Origin of the sequence: Streptomyces sp. NPDC059909 (assembly GCF_042730885.1) — a bacterium.
Classification (GTDB): domain Bacteria; phylum Actinomycetota; class Actinomycetes; order Streptomycetales; family Streptomycetaceae; genus Streptomyces.
Window position 1 is genome coordinate 1 of sequence record NZ_JBHWKX010000031.1, and the last position, 18614, is coordinate 18614.

Annotated in this window: 15 protein-coding genes and 2 pseudogenes; 12 read left to right on the forward strand and 5 right to left on the reverse strand. The window is 70.8% G+C overall.

Annotation, left to right across the window (positions count from 1 at the left end; all coding sequences use genetic code 11):
- Positions 1-120: 120 nt before the first annotated feature.
- Both ACFV9O_RS21405 and ACFV9O_RS21410 read left to right on the forward strand, forming a co-directional pair.
- A pseudogene (locus ACFV9O_RS21405) lies at positions 121-462 on the forward strand (HAD family hydrolase); the annotation flags it as partial.
- A gap of 375 nt (positions 463-837) precedes the next feature.
- Positions 838-1524: a hypothetical protein gene (locus ACFV9O_RS21410; RefSeq protein WP_385420180.1), complete on the forward strand. Its 687-nt coding sequence runs from the start codon at positions 838-840 to the stop codon at positions 1522-1524.
- 66 nt (positions 1525-1590) lie between these two features.
- On the opposite strand, the gene ACFV9O_RS21415 is transcribed toward ACFV9O_RS21410, so the two are convergent.
- The 3 genes from ACFV9O_RS21415 to ACFV9O_RS21425 all read right to left on the reverse strand — a co-directional run bounded on the left by ACFV9O_RS21415 (position 1591) and on the right by ACFV9O_RS21425 (position 5858).
- Positions 1591-3114, reverse strand: a complete 1524-nt coding sequence (locus ACFV9O_RS21415) for a hypothetical protein (protein ID WP_385420181.1) — start codon at positions 3112-3114, stop codon at positions 1591-1593.
- A gap of 676 nt (positions 3115-3790) precedes the next feature.
- Positions 3791-5314, reverse strand: coding sequence for a DEAD/DEAH box helicase (locus tag ACFV9O_RS21420; RefSeq protein WP_385420183.1), 1524 nt, complete (start codon positions 5312-5314; stop codon positions 3791-3793).
- Positions 5315-5435: 121 nt separating this feature from the next.
- The gene (locus tag ACFV9O_RS21425) at positions 5436-5858 is read right to left on the reverse strand and encodes a secondary thiamine-phosphate synthase enzyme YjbQ (RefSeq protein ID WP_385420185.1); all 423 of its coding nucleotides are present in this window, start codon (positions 5856-5858) and stop codon (positions 5436-5438) included.
- 92 nt (positions 5859-5950) lie between these two features.
- Here ACFV9O_RS21425 and ACFV9O_RS21430 point away from each other — a divergent pair, with 92 nt between their 5' ends.
- The 8 genes from ACFV9O_RS21430 to ACFV9O_RS21465 all read left to right on the forward strand — a co-directional run bounded on the left by ACFV9O_RS21430 (position 5951) and on the right by ACFV9O_RS21465 (position 14619).
- Positions 5951-6034, forward strand: a complete 84-nt coding sequence (locus ACFV9O_RS21430) for a putative leader peptide (RefSeq protein WP_351816447.1) — start codon at positions 5951-5953, stop codon at positions 6032-6034.
- Between the two features lie 186 nt (positions 6035-6220).
- Complete coding sequence (locus ACFV9O_RS21435; RefSeq protein ID WP_385420186.1) at positions 6221-7174, forward strand: ABC transporter permease; 954 nt, start codon at positions 6221-6223, stop codon at positions 7172-7174.
- Entirely contained in the window at positions 7147-8028 is an 882-nt protein-coding gene (locus ACFV9O_RS21440; RefSeq protein WP_385420188.1) for an ABC transporter ATP-binding protein, read from the forward strand. The genes ACFV9O_RS21435 and ACFV9O_RS21440 overlap by 28 nt, the downstream gene beginning before the upstream one ends.
- Positions 8029-8057: 29 nt before the next feature.
- The gene (locus ACFV9O_RS21445) at positions 8058-9101 is read left to right on the forward strand and encodes an ABC transporter substrate-binding protein (protein ID WP_385420190.1); all 1044 of its coding nucleotides are present in this window, start codon (positions 8058-8060) and stop codon (positions 9099-9101) included.
- On the forward strand, positions 9101-10321 hold the full coding sequence (locus ACFV9O_RS21450; RefSeq protein WP_385420191.1) for an LLM class flavin-dependent oxidoreductase: 1221 nt from the start codon (positions 9101-9103) through the stop codon (positions 10319-10321). Before ACFV9O_RS21445 ends, ACFV9O_RS21450 begins: the two co-directional genes overlap by 1 nt.
- 162 nt (positions 10322-10483) lie before the next feature.
- The gene (locus ACFV9O_RS21455; RefSeq protein ID WP_385420192.1) at positions 10484-11686 is read left to right on the forward strand and encodes an NAD(P)/FAD-dependent oxidoreductase; all 1203 of its coding nucleotides are present in this window, start codon (positions 10484-10486) and stop codon (positions 11684-11686) included.
- Between the two features lie 11 nt (positions 11687-11697).
- Positions 11698-13029 carry a 2-oxoadipate dioxygenase/decarboxylase family protein gene (locus ACFV9O_RS21460; protein ID WP_385420193.1) on the forward strand — a complete coding sequence of 444 codons (1332 nt, stop codon included), beginning with the start codon at positions 11698-11700 and terminating at the stop codon, positions 13027-13029.
- Positions 13030-13080: 51 nt separating this feature from the next.
- Positions 13081-14619, forward strand: a complete 1539-nt coding sequence (locus tag ACFV9O_RS21465; RefSeq protein ID WP_385420195.1) for an aldehyde dehydrogenase family protein — start codon at positions 13081-13083, stop codon at positions 14617-14619.
- An 82-nt stretch (positions 14620-14701) separates the two neighbouring features.
- Here ACFV9O_RS21465 and ACFV9O_RS21470 read toward each other — a convergent pair.
- Positions 14702-14833: pseudogene (locus ACFV9O_RS21470) on the reverse strand (RNA-guided endonuclease TnpB family protein); the annotation flags it as partial.
- A 73-nt stretch (positions 14834-14906) separates the two neighbouring features.
- On the opposite strand from ACFV9O_RS21470, the gene ACFV9O_RS21475 reads away from it, so the two are divergent.
- A complete protein-coding gene (locus ACFV9O_RS21475; RefSeq protein ID WP_385420196.1) occupies positions 14907-16001 on the forward strand; it encodes an NAD(P)-binding domain-containing protein in 1095 nt (364 codons plus the stop codon).
- Positions 16002-16133: 132 nt separating this feature from the next.
- Here ACFV9O_RS21475 and ACFV9O_RS21480 read toward each other — a convergent pair whose 3' ends face one another.
- Positions 16134-17963, reverse strand: a complete 1830-nt coding sequence (locus ACFV9O_RS21480) for an ABC transporter ATP-binding protein (RefSeq protein WP_385420198.1) — start codon at positions 17961-17963, stop codon at positions 16134-16136.
- A gap of 126 nt (positions 17964-18089) precedes the next feature.
- Between ACFV9O_RS21480 and ACFV9O_RS21485 the strand changes: the two genes are divergently transcribed.
- The gene (locus ACFV9O_RS21485) at positions 18090-18545 is read left to right on the forward strand and encodes a MarR family winged helix-turn-helix transcriptional regulator (RefSeq protein WP_385420200.1); all 456 of its coding nucleotides are present in this window, start codon (positions 18090-18092) and stop codon (positions 18543-18545) included.
- Positions 18546-18614: the final 69 nt, after the last annotated feature.

The window sequence follows — 18614 nt, forward strand, 5'->3', positions numbered from 1 at the left end:
CTCGGCGGAACCCGCACCTCGCACCTCGCCCGACTCCAACTCGCCGCCTGACGACAAGATCACACCCACCGGTTTACGCATTTCCCAACGGAGTCCTTTAGGGCGGGGAGCGGAAGTCAAGGCATCACCGATTTCACCTGGGAGCACCACACCCGCTTCATCGGCATCGGCACCCGCGAGACACTGGAGAGCCTGCGCGCCGAGTACGGGATCGACGCCCCGGTCGAGGAGCTCCTGGCCGGGAAGAACCACCACTATCTGGCGCTGGCCCGTGCGAAGACGGAGGTCTACCCGGAGATGCGCACGTTCGTGGAGCGGCTGCACACGGACGGCGTGCCGATGGCCGTGGCCTCCGGCTCCTCGCGCGCGGCGATCGAGGCGGTCCTCGAGGGCACCGGCCTCGACGCGTACATCACCACCCTGGTCTCCGCCGCGTGCTTCGCGCTCGGGCTCCCCCTGCCCACGGGCACTGGCACGCCCTTTCAGGACCTGCTGCCCGTCTCCTGGGACGAGCGGTTCACCGACGACGTCGAAGCCGCTCTCGACGGGGACGGCGCCGAGGCTGTGGCAGCGGAGCACGACCCCGAGGCAGCCGGTGCCGGAGCGGGCACCGCCACACTGCCCGACCTCCGGCAGGCCGACCAGGAAGTCCGCCGCAGGTACCGGCGCTTGGTGGAACGCCTGGTGGCCTTCGCTCTCGCTCCCGAGCGGGGCCCTGTGGAACGCATGCTCGTCGTCCGGCTGACCCTGTGGTTCGTCGCGGCAAGCGCCTGGCCTCCGACACATACCGGCTGAATTCCCCTGCTCTCCCGCGCCGTACGCGCCCTGGGCGAGCATGTGCCCGAGCGCGTTGAGCCCCAGGTCGGCAGCCTCGCCGCAGTCGCCCTCGCCGTGCTCCGAAGTCACGCCCCACGCTACGAGATCACCCCTGAAACGCTCGCCTTCAACGAAGCTTCCCAGGCAGTCGGTCACCTGCTTCCCGCAGTGGATTCCGCGTACGTCACGGAATACACAGCGCTGCTCGACGCAGCCTTCGGCCCGGCCGTCGACCAGGCCGCCGTGCTCGATGTCGCGTCGGGCGTCGTCCAGGACGATCCGCTCGCCGACGCCGTATGGTCCCTCATCGAGAAGGGCCGCGACGTACACCGCCACGGACAGCTGCTACTCCACGTCACCGGCCGCTTCAGCAACCCCGCACTGGTGGCACTCGAAGCGGTCGGCGCCGCCGAGGACGCGCCGCTGGTCGGAGCCTGGGCCGACTCGGGGCGCAGCAACGGCCCCTGGGCGCTGGTTATCTGGCGTCGACCGGACCTCATCGTGGTCGATGCCCACCGGCCCATTCCCCTCTGGCGCCACTGCCGGCTCACAGGGCTGGTAGGCCCCCGAGCTCTCGCCGCACAGCGCACCTTCGGATCCGCAGTTTCCGTACCGCACGGCTCCCGCAACCAGCCCTTCAAACTGGCTCTCCAGGTCCTGTCGGATCTCCGTTTGACCGGTCCCCAGCCGCCACACTGTGAGCCATAGCCCGTGGACTACGCGGCGAACCCATCGTGGGGAGACGCCGCGCCACCAGCTATCGGCCCACGTCCATCAATCCGCCGTCTCACCCCGGTCGATCACGGCCATCAACTCCGAGACTTCTTCCTCAGCTTGGCGCAGGTCGGCGGCGCTCTGCTCCTTGTCCTCCTCCCAACTCACGCTCTCGAAGGTCTTTTCCGCTTCCCACTCATCGAGCAGATCGTGAGGTCTGTAGTCCCAGTTGCCGAGTTCCCCGTAGTACTCCCTGGCGCTGTACAGCAGCCGGAGATCCGCTTCGACGAGTCGATAGCGGGGGCTCGCCGCATAGAAGTGCTGGTGCATCGGGCGTCGAAGGTGTACCTCGACAGCCCCGAGATAGCTCGCCGACCCCGCCAGGAGCGCTTGATGCAGGTCGTCGAGTTGGCTTCTACGCACACCGCGCACGAGGGCGTAGGCCACTTCCACATCTGCCAGCAAAGTGCCCAGGCCGTGAATGGAGTGCGTCGACCACACTTTGGGCGTGCCTGCCAAGAGGGCCGCGGCGATGTCCAGCGGCTTTGGCATGGCGGTCAGTACCGAGTGGGTGAAGACAGTGCCTATGGAGACCGTGAGATCACGCCTGAATTCCGGTATCACACGCATCAGCTGCCGGAATGTCTCCCGCTCGATCTGCCCTGGATGGACCTCGAGTTCGTTGAAGTGCAGCGCCACAGTGACGTAATCGCTGCTCGGGTCACTAGGAGCCCCCTGCAGCTGGGATCCCGACGCACTCGACGACACCTCTGTCTCGAAGTCATCGACAGCTACTGCTCTTGCGATCGGGCCCTCGCCCTGAACGATGTACTTCATGTAAGCCCCTTCTGAGGTTTGCGGCTTCCCGAAGAACAGCGCGGAGATCCGAATGGCGTCGGCCGATTCGCCTACGACGAGGCCGATCCCGGCATAGGCGACCTGCTCCGCTTCTGCGCTGACCAAATCCGTGCCAGCGGTGGCGGTGGTCAGCCATTGCGGGTCGTACCGGATCATGATCGTCCGTCCACCCAACCGAAACGACAGGTAGGGGTCGTCTTGCCATGACCCGGTAAGCGGCCGAGGAAAAGGCCGGTTGGATGTGTTGCGGCTGCGCATCGGCGCGTTGAACGCCACGTACATCCCCTGCTGGATCGTGCCCAGACGCACTTCGTCGAGAGGAACGGCATGATCCCGCCACGACTCAAAGACAGGACGTACCGTCCCGACGAACACCCCGGGGGCGAACCCCTGCCCAGAGAACGGCCGCGTGGGGTCGAGGCCAGCACGTTGAGCCGCCTGGCGCACGACATCCCCGCCCGGAAGCATCGCGACCCTCGGCACGTTGAGGTAGTCGATGCTGCTGTAGCACATCCTCCACGCCTGTCCGGCTTTCCTCAGCGCGGCAGTCCAGGTCTCATGTTCCGCCTTGCGCCTGGACAATTCCTCAACGGTGTACGCCTTCCCGTTGTTCTTGTCGACGATGTCGTGGCAGGTCGAGCACAGCAATAAGAGGTTCGATACGGCGTTCCTAGCCTCGATCGGCAGGGCGGGGTCCGCTCGGGGCCCATGATCGCTGAGCGCCACGTTGTGTGCCGTCTGAGCCGTTGCAGTGCGTCCAGCAGTCCCGGGATCCAGCTCCCGCCGACACATCTGGCACATGCCGTTTGCCAGCCTCCAGAGCTCCCGTCGAACGCTCTCACTAACCTCCGGCCCTCTGGCCATACTGCCCCCATCCCATCGCCACTTCGGTTCGCACATGCGTGTGCGCGCTGCTCAGACGCACCGAATCCTGCCAGCGATCAAGTCGGTAAGCGGTAACTCCAGGCCATCTCTTCAGGCGCCTCACGCGACGTTGGCCGGCACCGCATGGTTTTAGCCGCCACGAAGGCGCCCTCATGTCCTTTCCAGGCCGAGCAGTTCCGATCCGAGCGATGGCGAAGCACCTGGACATCTCGAGGAACATGGGTGAGGCGAGCCCTGACCTTGGGCGATCACACCCGGCGTCCTCACCACTGTGGTGACGGCAGTCGTCGTGGTGATGGCCGCTGTGGCGCGATCCGCGCCGGTTCCCGTCCCAGCACGAGACTGGAACTCCACCCGCTGGGAGCCACCTGGGAGCCAACCCGCTCCCCAAGCCCCTTCGGCACCACCCGAGACCACCACACCCCAATGCCCTGACCAGGCAAAACACCAAACCACCCGGTGCCGACCCCACCCGAACCTCATTCGGGACGAAGAGGTCGTGGGTTCAAATCCCGACTCAACGGCCGCGCCGCACGCGGGCCGCCTTGCGGGCTTCCGCGAGCTTGCGCGCCTCGCTCCCCTTGCGGGACTTACCGCCGGAGCCGCGAGCCTCGTCCTTGCTGGTGCCCAGACCGCGGAACGGAGCGTTGTGGTTCTTGGGCCGCGCTGCGGCGGGCCCACCATCGAGGGACACTCCGGAGGGGGCCCTGGCGCCGGTGATCCGGCTCAGGTCCGCCTCGCCGGACCGTACCTTGGTGATCGTGGGCGCGATGCCGGCGTCCGCCATGACTTGGCTCGTCTCGCGGCGCTGTCCCGACAGCACCAGCGTCACGACCGTGCCGGATCGGCCGACCCGGGCCGTGCGACCCGCGCGGTGCACATAGTCCTTCGGATCGGTGGCCGGGTCGACGTTGACCACAAGGTCGAGGTCGTCGACGTGCAGGCCCCGCGCCGCGACATTCGTCGCCACCAGCGCGGTGACCTGTCCGTTCTTGAACTGTGCCAGGGTCCGGGTGCGCTGCGGCTGCGACTTCCCGCTGTGCAGGGACGCGGCGGGGACTCCGCTGGCCCGCAGATGCCTGGTGAGCTGGTCGACCCCGTGCTTGGTGTCCAGGAACAACAGGACGCGGCCGTCACGGGCGGCGATCTCCGTGGCGACCGCGTGCCGGTCCGGACCGTGCACGACCAGGACATGGTGCTCCATCGCGGTGACCGCCCCGGCCGACGGGTCGACCGAGTGGACGGCGGGGTCGTGCAGGTAGCGGCGGACCAGTTGGTCGACGTCACGGTCGAGGGTGGCCGAGAACAGCATGCGCTGCCCTTCGGGACGCACCTGGTCCAGAATCTCGGTGACCTGCGGCATGAACCCCATGTCGCACATCTGGTCGGCCTCGTCCAGGACGGTGATGCACACCCGTCCCAGACGGCAGTCCTTGCGCTCGATCAGGTCGTGCAGGCGACCGGGCGTGGCGACCACGATCTCGACCCCCTCGCGCAGCGCAGCAGACTGCCGGCCGATGGACACCCCGCCGACCACGGTCGCAAGGCGCAGCCGCAGCGCCCGGGCGTACGGGGTGAGCGCCTCGCTGACCTGTTGCGCCAGCTCCCTGGTGGGCACCAGGACGAGCGCCAGTGGCTGCTTGGGCTCCGCTCGCCGCCCGGCCGTCCGGGCGAGCAGCCCCAGACCGAAGGCGAGCGTCTTGCCCGAGCCGGTGCGCCCCCGGCCGAGGACATCCCGGCCTGCGAGAGCGTTCGGCAACGCGACCGCCTGGATGGGGAAGGGCTCTGTCACACCGAGTTCGTCGAGCATGCGCAGCATCTCGGCCGGCAACCCCAGCTCCGAGAAGGTCGCCGCCGGAGGCAAGGCCGGAGTAAGGGTCGACGCCACGGACAAGTCTCCTTGCCGGGCGTCGGCGCGTGCTGAATCGCTCACAGAGAGCCTTCCTCCAAAGGGACCGTACCGAGGAAGGCGCGGCTGGGACGCAGCCACCGATCCCGGGGCGTCGGGCGGAGTCCCGGTACGACGGCGCTGCAAACGCATCAGGCTAGCACGGGGCCGTCTCCCCGGCTCCGGTCCATACAAGCCAGCGTCACGCCGCCTGGGAGTGGCTCGTTTGGCACGGCCGGAGTCCAGCCCTACAGTCGTTCCCCCCGCGACACCCTCACCCAAGAAACGACAACCGCACCTGGCGCTCGGGGTTGTCCCTGTTGGTGTCGACCAGGCAGACCGACTGCCAGGTGCCGAGCTCCAGCCGGCCGCCGATGACGGGCAGGGTGGCGTGGGGCGGCACCAGTGCGGGCAGGACGTGGTCGCGGCCGTGGCCGGGGCTGCCGTGGCGGTGCTGGTAGCGGTCGTCGGCGGGGAGCAGCACGTGCAGCGCGGCCAGCAGATCGTGGTCGCTGCCGGCGCCGGTCTCGATGACCGCGATGCCGGCGGTGGCGTGCGGCACGAAGACGTGGAGCAGGCCGTCCCGGCCCGCCGCGGTCTCCTCCAGGAACTTCTCGCACTCGCGGGTCAGGTCGGTCACGGCCTCGGCCGTGCCGGTGACCACGTTCAGGACTCTGGTCGTGAAGGCTTCGGGCATGGTTCCATCCTCTCGCCCATCCTGCAGGATTGCGCGTCCGCGTGGCGAGACGCCATTGACCGGCCACTGACCCGGTCGCTACGTTCTGCGCCATGTTGCGTACAGCCTTGCTCACCACGCGCGGTCACATCGACCTGCTGCGGGTGGCCTCCGCCGCGTGTCGCCGCGGCTGCTGACGCCTTCTCAGCGCTTGGAACGGATCCGGTGCTTCGACCCTGCGCGTAGGCCGTAGCGCCGCACCGCTCTCGTTCTCCTTGTAGTTCTCCCCCTCTTCCCACTCGCCTCGCCCGGCCCCCGGCGGTCACGGCTTCGCCGTGCTGTCGCAGGGGCGCTGAGGCACACCTCCCCGCCCAGGAGCCTCCGTGACCGTCGGCCATGCCCCGCCGGACATTCCCGGCATATCCACATCCAAGACACCACCCGTCGACGCCCCGCCCCCATCCTCTGTCGAGGCGCCGGCACAAACCTCGGCCCCGGCCTCCACCTCCGCCGCGTTCGTGCTCGAAGCCGTCACCCCGCCCGGCGGCGGACGCAGCGGTGGCGCCCGCCGCCGTTCCGTACCCCGCTGGCTGCGCCGCACCGTCGGCCCGCTGCTGCTGCTCGTCCTGTGGCAGGTGGCCAGCTCCACCGGGCTCCTGCACGCCGACGCCCTCGCCTCCCCCGGCACCATCGCCCGCGCCGCCGCGGATCTGGTCGCCGACGGCACGCTGCCGAACGCGATGGGCGTCTCGCTGCAGCGCGTCGCCGTCGGTCTGCTGCTGGGGGGCGTGACCGGCATCGGCCTCGCCCTGGTCTCCGGTCTGTCCCGGCTCGGTGAGGACCTGGTCGACGCGACCGTGCAGATGCTGCGCACCGTCCCCTGGGTCGGCCTGATCCCCCTGTTCATCATCTGGCTGGGCATCGGCGAGGCCCCGAAGATCGCGCTGATCGCGCTCGGTGTCGCCTTCCACCTCTATCTGAACGTCTACGCCGGAATCCGCGGCGTGGACGAGCAACTCATCGAGGCGGGGCAGTCGTTGGGTCTCGGCCGCTGGGGGCTGATCCGGCACGTCGTGCTGCCGGGTGCGCTGCCCGGCGCGATGACCGGGCTCCGCTACTCGCTCGCGACCGCCTGGCTCGCGCTGGTCTTCGGCGAGTCGATCAACGCGGACGCCGGCATCGGCTTCCTGATGAACCAGGCACGGGAGTTCTTCCGCACCGACGTCATCGTCGTCTGCCTCGTCGTGTACGCCTTCCTCGGCCTGCTCGCCGACGCCATCGTCCGTACTCTCGAAAGGCTCCTGCTGCAATGGCGACCGACGTTCAAGGGACAGTGAGCCCCCCGGTGGGCACGGCAGCGAGCGCGCCGGGGAACCCGGGGACCACCGGGGCCAGTGGGACCCCCGGAACCACCACGGCCGCCACGGCCGCCACGACAGCCGATGCCGTACGCGTCGAAGGGCTGACCCGCTCCTTCGACGGCCGTCCGGTCATCGACCGTCTCGATCTGACGCTGCGCGCGGGCGAGTTCACCGCACTGCTGGGCCGCAGCGGCTGCGGCAAGTCGACGCTGCTCCGCGTGCTCGCCGGGCTGGACCGTGACATCGAGGGGACGGTCCTCGTCCCCAAGCGGCGGGCCGTCGCCTTCCAGGCGCCGCGGCTGATGCCGTGGAAGCGGGTGTGGCGCAATGTGCTGCTCGGCCTGCCGGGCAAGCCCGAACGTGCCGTCGCCGAGTGCGCGTTGGAGGAGGTCGGTCTCGGCCACCGCTCCGGTGCCTGGCCCAAGACCCTCTCCGGCGGCGAGGCGCAACGGGCCTCGCTCGCCCGGGCGCTCGTACGCGAACCCGATCTGCTGCTGCTCGACGAGCCCTTCGGCGCGCTGGACGCGCTGACCCGGCTCAAGGCGCAGCAGCTGGTCGCCGAGCTGTGGCAGCGGCGCGGGTGCGCCGTGCTGCTGGTCACGCACGACGTGGACGAGGCGCTGCTGCTCGCGGACCGGGCGCTGGTCATGCGGGACGGCGTGATCGCGTACGAGACCCCGGTCGCCCTGGACCGGCCGCGCACCGTCGGCGATCCGCAGTTCGCCGCCCTCCGGGCCCAGCTGCTCACCGAACTCGGCGTGGACGAACCCGCCCCGTCCCCGCAGGCCGCCCCGTCCCCGCAGGCCGCCCCTTCCCCGTCCGCCGCGTGAACCACCCTCACCAGAAAGTCACTCAGCCCATGAAGCGCACACTCCCCGCCGCCCTCCTGCTGCCCCTCGCCCTCCTCCTCTCCGCCTGCTCCGGCAGCTCCGCCGCCGACGACTCCTCGGGCGGAGCCGGTGGCAGCGTGGACGGGAAGGGCTCGCTCACACTCAACGTCGGCGACCAGAAGGGCGGTTCGGAGGCCGTACTGCGGGCAGCCGGTGAGCTCGACGACCTCACCTACAGGATCAAGTGGTCGACGTTCACGTCCGGGCCGCCGCTGCTGGAGGCCGTCAACGCCAAGGCGGTGGACATCGGCTCGGTCGGAAACACGCCGCCCGTCTTCGCGGCCGGCTCCGGTTCGAAGATCACCGTCGTCGCGGCCGCGCACGGCGACTCCGCGGGTGAGGCGATCCTCGTCCGCAAGGACTCCCCGTTGCGGAAGACCGCCGACCTGAAGGGGCGGACGGTCGCCGTCGCCCAGGGCAGCTCGGCGCACTACCAGCTCATCGCCTCGCTGAAGAAGGCCGGGCTCGGCCTCGGCGACATCAAGCTGAGCCTGCTCCAGCCGGCCGACGCACTGGCCGCGTTCACGAGCGGCAAGGTGGACGCATGGGCCGTGTGGGACCCGTACACCTCGCAGGTCCTGCGGGGCGGGCGGAGCAGGGTCCTGACGGACGGCAACGGGCTGGTGAACGGACTGAGCTTCCAGGTCGCCGCGCCGTCCGCACTCGCCGACAAGGAGAAGGCGGCCGCGATCGGCGACTTCGTCGAACGACTGCGGCGCGCCCAGGACTGGGTCTTCGAGCACCCGGCGGAGTGGGCGAAGGTCTGGGCGAAGGACACGGGGCTGCCGTACGAGGTCGCGCTCGACGCGGTGAAGCGCTCGTACGGGACCAGGGTGCCGGTCGCCGTCGACGCCGCCGCGATCGCGTCCGAGCAGAAGATCGCCGACGCCTTCGCCGGGCTGAAACTCATCCCCCGGCGCTTCACGTTCGCCGACTACGTCGACGACCGCTTCAACAAGAACCTGCCGCCGTCGACCACCCCGGCGCGCAGCTACGGAAAGGCCTCTTCCTGATGACCGTTCATCTGCACTGGTTCCTGCCGACCGGCGGCGACGGCCGCACCCTCGTGGACCGCCACGCGTACACGGACGGCGGCATCAAACGGTCCCGGATCACCCCGGTGAGCGGGGTGCGGGCGCCGGACATCGAGTATCTGGCACAGATCGCGAAGGCTGCCGAGCAGCTGGGCTTCGAAGCGGTGCTGACGCCGACGGGCACGTGGTGCGAGGACGCCTGGCTGACGACGGCGGCACTGGCCCAGCACACGGAGCGGCTGAAGTTCCTGGTCGCCTTCCGGCCAGGCGTCATCTCGCCGGTGCTGGCGGCCCAGATGGCGGCGACGTACCAGCGCATCACGCGCGGGCGGCTGCTGCTGAACGTCGTGACAGGTGGCGACTCGACCGAGCAGAGGCGCTTCGGTGACCACCTGGACCATGACCGGCGCTACGCACGGACGGCGGAGTTCCTGTCCGTGGTGCGGGGTGTGTGGGGTGGTCGGCCGTACGACTTCGAGGGCGAGCACTTCCGGATCGAGGGCGGACTCACGGCGCTGCCGCCGGACCCACTGCCGGAGATCTTCTTCGGAGGTTCGTCGGCAGCGGCGGGGCCGGTCGCGGCGGAGCACGCGGACGTGTACCTGACCTGGGGCGAGCCGCCCGAGCAGGTCAGGGAGAAGATCGACTGGATCCGCGGGCTCGCGGAGGAGCGGGGCCGCAGCGTCCGCTTCGGTATCCGGCTGCACACGATCTCCCGCGACTCGGCGCGCGAGGCCTGGTCGGTGGCGGACCGGCTGCTCTCCGACCTGGATCCGGAGACGATCGCCGCCGCGCAGCAGGCACTCGGCCGCAGCGAGTCGGTGGGCCAGCAGAGGATGCTCGCCCTCCACGGGGCGGGGTCCGTCGACCGCGAAAAGCTGGAGATCTCCCCGAACCTGTGGGCGGGCGTCGGTCTGGTCCGGGGTGGTGCGGGGACGGCGCTCGTCGGCAGCCACGCGGATGTCGCCGACCGGATCGAGGAGTACCACGACCTCGGCATCGAGCACTTCGTGCTGTCCGGGTACCCGCATCTGGAGGAGGCGTACTGGTTCGGGGAGGGCGTGACGCCCGAGCTGGCCGCGCGGGGCCTGCTTCCGAGGATTCCGGTGTCTCCGCTGCGGGCTGTCCCGGCGACGAACGGCCGCCCCGCCTCGGCACCTGGCGGCGCGCCCCTGCTGGTGGGGGGCACCGGGCGGTAGGGCGTGTCCTGCGGGCCCGCCGCCCCCGGTCCCGGGTGCCACCCGGTGACGCCCGGCACCGTGCGGTGGGCCTGCGTGTCCGTCCTCGAGCGCCGGACGGGCTGAAGACCGGCCCGCCGAGGCTCCATGGACGCGCAGGCCACCGCCAGCCACCATGGCCTCATGGCTCACGACACTGCTCGTACGCCCCCGCCCGCGTCGGCGCCTCCTCCCCTCCCGCCCTCCGCCGAGATCGTCGTCATCGGCGCCGGTGTCATCGGCGCCGCCATCGCCTTCCACCTCGCCGAGGCCGGGGTCCGCGACGTGCTCGTCCTGGAGCGGGACACGCCGGCGTCCGGCTCCTCGGGCAAGCCGATCGGCGGCGTACGCGCACAGTTCTCCGATCCGCTCAACATCCGGCTCGGGCAGCGCAGTCTGCGGGCCTGGCACGACTTCGCCGTGCGGCCCGGCGCGGACGTGGGGCTCGAGACGGTCGGCTATCTGTTCCTGCTGGGCCGTGACGAGGACGCGGCCGCGTTCCGGGAAGCATCGGCCGTGCAGCGCGAGCTGGGCGTGCGGAGCCGCGTCATCAGCCCCCGCGAGGCCCATGAGCTGTGCCCGTACATCGACCCGGCCGCGATCGTGGCCGCCGCCTGGTCCCCCGACGACGGGTACGCCCTGCCGAGGGCCGCCGTCCTCGGCTATCTGCGCGCGGCGCAGCGCCTCGGCGCGACCGTACGGACCCGGTGCACGGTCACCGGCATCGACACCGACGGGGGCACGCTGCAGGCCGTGCACACCACGGCCGGCACGGTCCGCACGCGCACCGTCGTCTGTGCGGCCGGCGCCTGGTCGGCCGCGGTCGGCGCGATGGCCGGCGTGCCGCTCCCGGTCACCCCGCTGCGCCGCCAGATCGCCCTCACGGGCCCGATCGTCCCCCATCCGCCCCGGATCCCCTTCACGCTCGACTTCGCATCGACTCTCTACTTCCACAACGACACGGCAGACGGCCTCGTCCTCGGCCTGTCCGACACTCGCCAGGAACCCGGCTTCGGACGGGACTTCAGCGAGGAGTGGCTGGAGCCGTTCCGGGAGGCCGCCGCACGCTGCGCCCCCGCGCTCGCGGGGCTGGAGCCGATGAGCGGCTGGGCGGGGCTGTACGAGATGACGCCCGACCGCAACGCGCTGATCGGCGAGGCCGCGAACGTCTCCCGTTTCCTGTACGCCACCGGCTTCTCCGGGCACGGCTTCCTCCAGGCGCCGGCGGTCGGAGAGATCGTGCGCGATCTGTGGCTGGGGCGGGAACCCTTCCTCGACGTCGGCCCGCTGGCGGCGACCCGTTTCGAGGGCACCGCCTCGGCGCGGCCCGAGGCCCACATCATCTGACGGAGGTTCGCATGGTTCCCACCTGGCAGCTCCGCGCCGCCTTCGCCCGCCGCCTCTCCGCGATGTACGGAAAGGAGGTGCCCACGTACACCACGCTGGTGGAGGTCGCGGGGCAGGTCAACGACGACGTGCTGCGCACGGGCGGCGAGAGTGCCCAGCGGCTCGGCAGCATCGAGCGGGTCACGGCGGAGCGGCACGGCGCGATCCGGGTCGGCACGCCCCGCGAACTGCGGCAGGCGGCCCAGATCTTCGCCGCGCTCGGCATGGAGCCCGTCGGTTTCTACAATCTGCGGGACGCGACGACCAGTGCCGTCCCGGTCGTCTCCACCGCCTTCCGGCCGGTCCTGCCCGAGGAGCTGGACCGCAATCCGTTCCGGGTCTTCACCTCGATGCTGACCCCGGCCGACCGCCGCTTCTTCGACGCGGATCTGGAGCAGCGGCTCGAGGCGTTCCTGGGGCTCCGTGAGCTGTTCCCGCCGGAGTTGCTGGAGCTGGCGGCCCTGGCCGAACGGGAGGCGGGCCTGCCCGAGGAGCGGGCCGAGCGGTTCCTCACGCTCGCGGTCGCCGCCTTCGAGCTGTCCCCGGAGCCGGTGGACCGCGCCTGGTACGCCGAGCTGGAGAAGGTCTCCGCGGTCGCTGCCGACATCGGCGGTGTGGCCGGCACCCACATCAATCACCTCACCCCGCGGGTGCTGGACATCGACGAGCTGTACCGGCGCATGGAGGAGCGGGGCATCACGATGATCGACCGTATCCAGGGGCCTCCGCGCTGGGAGGGCCCGGATGTGCTCCTGCGCCAGACGTCGTTCCGCGCGCTGGCGGAACCCCGTACGTTCCGGGAAGCCGACGGCAGCGTCACCACAGGCTCGCTGCGGGTGCGCTTCGGCGAGGTGGAGGCGCGCGGCGTCGCGCTCAGCCGTGCGGGCCGGGCCCTGTACGACCGGCTCGTCGACGGACCGGTCGAGGAGTGGGCCGCGCACTTCCCGCGCACCGAGCGCCAACTCGCCGTGGAGGGCCTGGGGTTCTTCACGTACGAGGCCGTCCCCGACCGCCCGCGCGACGGTCGGCGTCCGCCCGACGATCTCGCGGGCCTGCTCGACGGCGGCTGGCTGACGGCCCGCCCCATCGTCTACGAGGACTTCCTGCCACGTTCGGCCGCCGGGATCTTCCAGTCGAATCTCACCGATCCGGGTGCCCGCGACTCCGCCCGGCCGGGCATCCATTACGACCAGCACGGGATGTCCGGGGCGATCGGACGCACGGTGCACGACCCGTTCGACCTGTACGCCGCACAGCAGGATGCCTCGCTGGGCCGGGCCCGAAAGGGCCTGGCCGCAGCATGAGCAGCAGTACGCATCGACGTGATCCGCAGGACGAATCGAGGAGAGCGACGCATGACCACCACCGCACTGCCCGACACCGACGTGCTGCGGGCGCGGGCCGAGGAGGCCCTGCGCCGCTGCGGCGCCCAGCTGCCGACCGGCGGCGACGGCGTCACGGCCCGTACGCCGTTGACCGGCGGCACGCTCTTCACGCTGCCCGCCACCACCCCCGACGCCGCCGATGCGGCGATCGCGGCGGCCGACGCCGCCTTCCGTGAGTGGCGCACGGTCCCCGCGCCTCGCCGGGGTGCACTGGTCAAACGGCTCGGTGAGCTGCTCACGGCCCACAAGGAGGACCTCGCCGAACTGGTGACGATCGAGGCCGGGAAGATCCACTCCGAGGCGCTCGGCGAAGTGCAGGAGATGATCGACATCTGCGACTTCGCGGTCGGTCTCTCGCGGCAGCTGTACGGCCGCACGATGGCGTCCGAGCGGCCCGGCCACCGGCTCTCCGAGAGCTGGCATCCGCTCGGCGTGGTCGGGGTGATCTCTGCGTTCAACTTCCCGGTGGCCGTCTGGTCCTGGAACACGTCGCTCGCGCTGGTGTGCGGCGACACCGTCGTGTGGAAGCCTTCCGAGCTGACCCCGCTCACCGCGCTGGCCTGCGACGCGCTGCTCGGCCGGGCGGCAGCGGACAGCGGCGCGCCCGCGGGCGTGCACGGGCTGCTGCTCGGCGGCCGGGAGTGCGGCGAACGCCTGGTGGACGACGCGCGGGTGGCGCTCGTCAGCGCCACCGGGTCCGTGCGGATGGGACGGGCGGTGGGACCGCGCGTGGCAGCCCGCTTCGGCCGCTGTCTGCTGGAGCTCGGCGGCAACAACGCGGCGGTCGTCACCCCGTCCGCCGATCTCGGTCTGGCGGTGCGCGGCATCGTCTTCTCGGCGGCCGGGACGGCGGGGCAGCGCTGCACGACCCTGCGCCGGCTGATCGTGCACGAGGACATCGCCGACGAGCTCACGGAGCGGATCGTCCACGCCTACGGCCAGTTGCCGATCGGCGACCCCTTCCGCGCGGACACGCTGGTCGGTCCGCTGATCTCGACGGCGGCGCACGAGGCGATGACCAAGGCGCTGGAGGCGGCGCAGGCGGACGGCGGCAAGGTGCTGACCGGCGGCGACCGGAGGCTGCAGGACGAGGCTCCGGCTGCCGCGTACGTCCGTCCTGCGGTGGTCCGCATGCCCGCGCAGACGGCGATCGTCCGGGAGGAGACCTTCGCACCGATCCTGTACGTCCTCACCTACCGCACGCTGGACGAGGCGATCGAGCTGCACAACGGGGTCCCGCAGGGGCTCTCCTCGTCGATCTTCACGCAGAGCCAGCGTGAGGCCGAGCGGTTCCTGGCCGCGGACGGCTCCGACTGCGGGATCGCGAACGTCAACATCGGCACCTCGGGCGCCGAGATCGGCGGCGCGTTCGGCGGAGAGAAGGAGACGGGCGGCGGCCGGGAGTCGGGCTCGGACGCATGGCGCGCGTACATGCGCCGGGCGACGAACACGGTGAACCACTCGGCCGATCTGCCGCTGGCCCAGGGCGTGAACTTCCTGTCAACTTGACCCGGCCGTAAGCGACCGGGTTTGGACGTGGCGCCCAACTGGCGCGCCGGGTGAACTCCTCCGTCCAGATACCCAGACACCCCTATGGGGTGGCAGGGGCGCGTGACTCACGCACCGCAGTCCACGCAGCCTCGCCCTTGTGGGCGATGTCGCGAGAAGCGTTCCGGTCTGCGTGAGCATTGACCCCGCAGTTCCGGCAGGTGAAGAGGCCTGGCTTGCGGGGTTCCTCGCCAGATCATGCTGAAGGCGCCGGGAAGATCCACGCACCGCCCCCTGTTAGTGGAAACGTGAACAACTTTGGGGCGCGGGACGTGGACGTGGTCGTCATCGGCGCCGGACAGGCGGGCCTGTCCGGCGCCTATCATCTGCGGCGCGCGGGGCTGCGCCCCGACGTGGACTTCGTGGTCCTGGACCACGCACCGCGGGCGGGCGGTGCGTGGCAGTTCCGCTGGCCGTCGCTGACGTACGGCAAGGTCCACGGCATGCACGCACTGCCCGGCATGGAGCTGACGGATGCCGATGACAGCCGTCCGTCGTCCGAGGTGATCGTCGAGTACTTCACGCGCTACGAGAACACCTTCGATCTGCGCGTGCACCGCCCGGTGGACGTGCGCGCGGTGCGGGAGGGCGAGGGCGGCCGGTTGCTGGTGGAGTCGTCGGAGGGTACGTACGCGACGCGTGCCCTCATCAATGCGACCGGCACCTGGGACCGGCCCTTCTGGCCCCGCTATCCCGGGCAGGAGACCTTCCTCGGGCGCCAGCTGCACACGGCGGCCTACCCGGGGCCGGAGGCGTTCGCGGGTCTGCGCGTGGTGGTGGTCGGCGGTGGGGCGTCGGGCACCCAGCATCTGATGGAGATCGCGGAGGAGGCCGCGGAGACCACATGGGTGACGCGGCGCCCGCCGGTCTACCGCGAGGGGCCCTTCGGCGAGGAGCAGGGCCGGGCGGCCGTCGCCCTGGTGGAGGAGCGCGTACGACGCGGACTGCCGCCGCTCAGTGTGGTCTCGGTGACGGGGCTCCCCCTGAACGATGCGATACGGCGTGCCCGCGCCGAGGGCGTGCTGGACCGGCTGCCGATGTTCGACAGGATCACGCCGACCGGGGTGGCCTGGGACGACGGCCGCACGGTCGAGGCGGATGTCATCCTCTGGGCGACGGGCTTCCGCGCGGCCATCGACCATCTCGCGCCGCTCAGGCTCCGCGAGCCCGGTGGCGGCATCGCCCTGGAAGGCACCCGCGCGGTGCGGGACGCACGCATCCATCTCGTCGGCTACGGCCCGTCGGCGTCGACGATCGGCGCCAACCGGGCGGGCCGTGCCGCCGTCCACGAGATCCAGCGCCTCCTGGGCCACGACCCCGCGCTCGTCGGCGCGCCCGCCTGAGGCGGACAAGGACGGCGCAAGGCGGCACCGGCACCGGCAGGGGCACGGCCACCGACACCGGCAGGGACCGACCGCCGGCTCCGGCTCCCGCCCTCCGGCTCCGCAGGGGAACGGGCGCCGACCGGGGCACGGTCAGGCCGTGACCGCTGCTGCCGGTTCCGCATCGCGCCGCACCAGCGCCGCATAGCGCCCGTCGCGGTCAAGGAGCTCCGCATGGCTGCCGCGCTCCGCGATCTGGCCGCCGTCCAGCACGACGATCTCGTCCGCCTCCCGGACCGTCGAGAGACGGTGGGCGATCGTGATGGTGGTGCGGCCCGCCGAAAGCGCGTCGATCGCCCGCTGCACCGCATGCTCCGTACGGGTGTCGAGGGCGCTCGTCGCCTCGTCCAGGATCAGCACCGGCGGGTCCCGCAGGATCGTGCGCGCGATGGCGAGGCGCTGCTTCTCACCGCCCGAGAAGCGGTAGCCGCGCTCGCCGACCAGGGTGTCGTAGCCGTCGGGCAGGGACGCGATGTGATCGTGGATCTGGGCCGCGCGGGCCGCTGCCTGAATCTCCTCGTCCGTGGCGTCGGGCTTGGCGAAGCGCAGATTGTCGGCCACGGAGGCGTGGAAGAGATACGTCTCCTGGGAGACGACTCCGACGGCCTGGGACAGCGTCTCGAAGTCCAGGTCCCGCACGTCGACGCCGTCGAGCGTGACCCGGCCGCCGGTGACGTCGTACAGCCGGGGCACGAGATAGCTCAGCGTGGACTTGCCGGACCCGGTGGGCCCGACGACGGCCAGGCTGCCGCCCGCCGGAACGGTGAGGTCGATACCGTCGAGCGTCGGCAGTCCGCTCTTCTCGTCGTAGCTGAAGTCGACGTTCTCGAAACGCACTTCGCCGCGGATCTTCTCCAGGCGCACCGGCTGCTCCGGCTCCCTGATGTCCACCGGCAGGTCGAGATATTCGAAGATGCGGTGGAACAGGGCGAGCGAGGTCTGGATCTGCACCCCGGTGGAGAGCAGGCTCACGGCCGGGCGGAAGAGGCCCTGCTGGAGCGAGACGAAGGCGACGAGCGTACCGATGGAGATCGCCGGCCCGCCGTTCTGGAGGGTGAGTCCCGCGGCCCAGTAGAGGAGCGCCGGCATGGCGGCCATGATCATGCCGATGGTGGACATCCGCCAGCGCCCGGCCATGCTGGAGCGGACCTCCAGATCGACCAGCCGCTCGGACTCGTCGGCGAACGAGCGCGTGAGCGAGTCGGCGCGGCCCATGGTGCGGCCGAGCAGGATGCCGCTGACCGACAGCGATTCGGTGACCGTGGCGGCCATGGCGGCCATCTGCTTCTGCCGCTGTGTCGTGATCTGCTTGCGCTCCCGGCCCACCAGGCGGCTTATCCACACGAACATGGGCAGCAGGACGAGCGAGACGACCGTGAGCCGCCAGTCCAGGGCGAGCATGGCGACGATCGTCGCGACGACGGCGGTGAGGTTGGAGACCAGGGACGTCGCGGTCGAGGTGACGGTCGCCTGCATGCCGCCGATGTCGTTGGCGATGCGCGACTGGACCTCACCGGTGCGTGTCTTGGTGAAGAAGGCGAGCGGCATGCGCTGCAGCTGGGCGTAGACACTGGTGCGCAGGTCGTGCATGACGCGCTGGCCGACGGTGGTGGAGATCAGGGTCTGCAGCACGCCGAAGACGCTCGTCGTCACGGCGGTCAGGATCATGCCGAGGGCGAGCAGCGACAGCAGCCCCGTACGGCCCTGTGGGATCGCGGTGTCGAGGATCTCGCGGAGCAGGAAGGGCGACGCGACGGAGACGAGCGACGAGGCACCGACGAGCAGCCCGACGAGGGCGAGCCGGCCGCGGTACGGACGGAAGAGCCGGAGGATGCGCCCCACCTGTGCGGGCGGCTCCGGCCGTGTGGGATCGAGCGGACGGCTGGGTGGGGTCCATGACGGACCGTCGTCGTGAGGGCGCATGGGCTCCTTCTGAGGGTGGGGCGGACTCCCGGGCCGGGACGGACGGGCTTCGACGAACAGATTTCAGGAGCATAGCTCACTGTTACCTATACTCACAATGAACCTGGTCCTGATATTGTTCCCCGTATGACCATCCCCGCCCCCGCCCCCGACGCCGACGGTCTGCTGGCCGAGCAGCTGCTGCGGCTGACGCGCCGGCTCCACCGCATTCAGAAACTGCATCTGGAGCCGGTCGGCATCACGCCCGCGCAGTCCCGGCTGCTGCGCGTCGTCGCGCACTACGACGGGGCGCCGCGGATGGCCGATCTGGCCGAGCGGCTGGAGGTCGTGCCGCGGGCCGTCACGACGCTCGTCGACGGACTGGAGTCGAGCGGCCGGGTCCGGCGCGTCCCCGACCCGAGCAACCGCCGGGTGGTGCGCATCGAGCTCACCGAGACCGGCCGCACCACGCTCCGGCAGCTGCGCAGCGCACGCCGCGCCGCCGCGGAGGACATCCTGGCGCCGCTGACGCCCGGTCAGCGCGAGGTGCTGGGCGGGCTGTTGTCCGCCCTGGTCGACGGAGTGCCGGGGCAGCGCTGCTGAGAAGCGCCGATTGGCGCGGTGGGGGGGGGGGAGAGGGGGGGGGGCATGATGCCGCCCTTGGTCTCGATG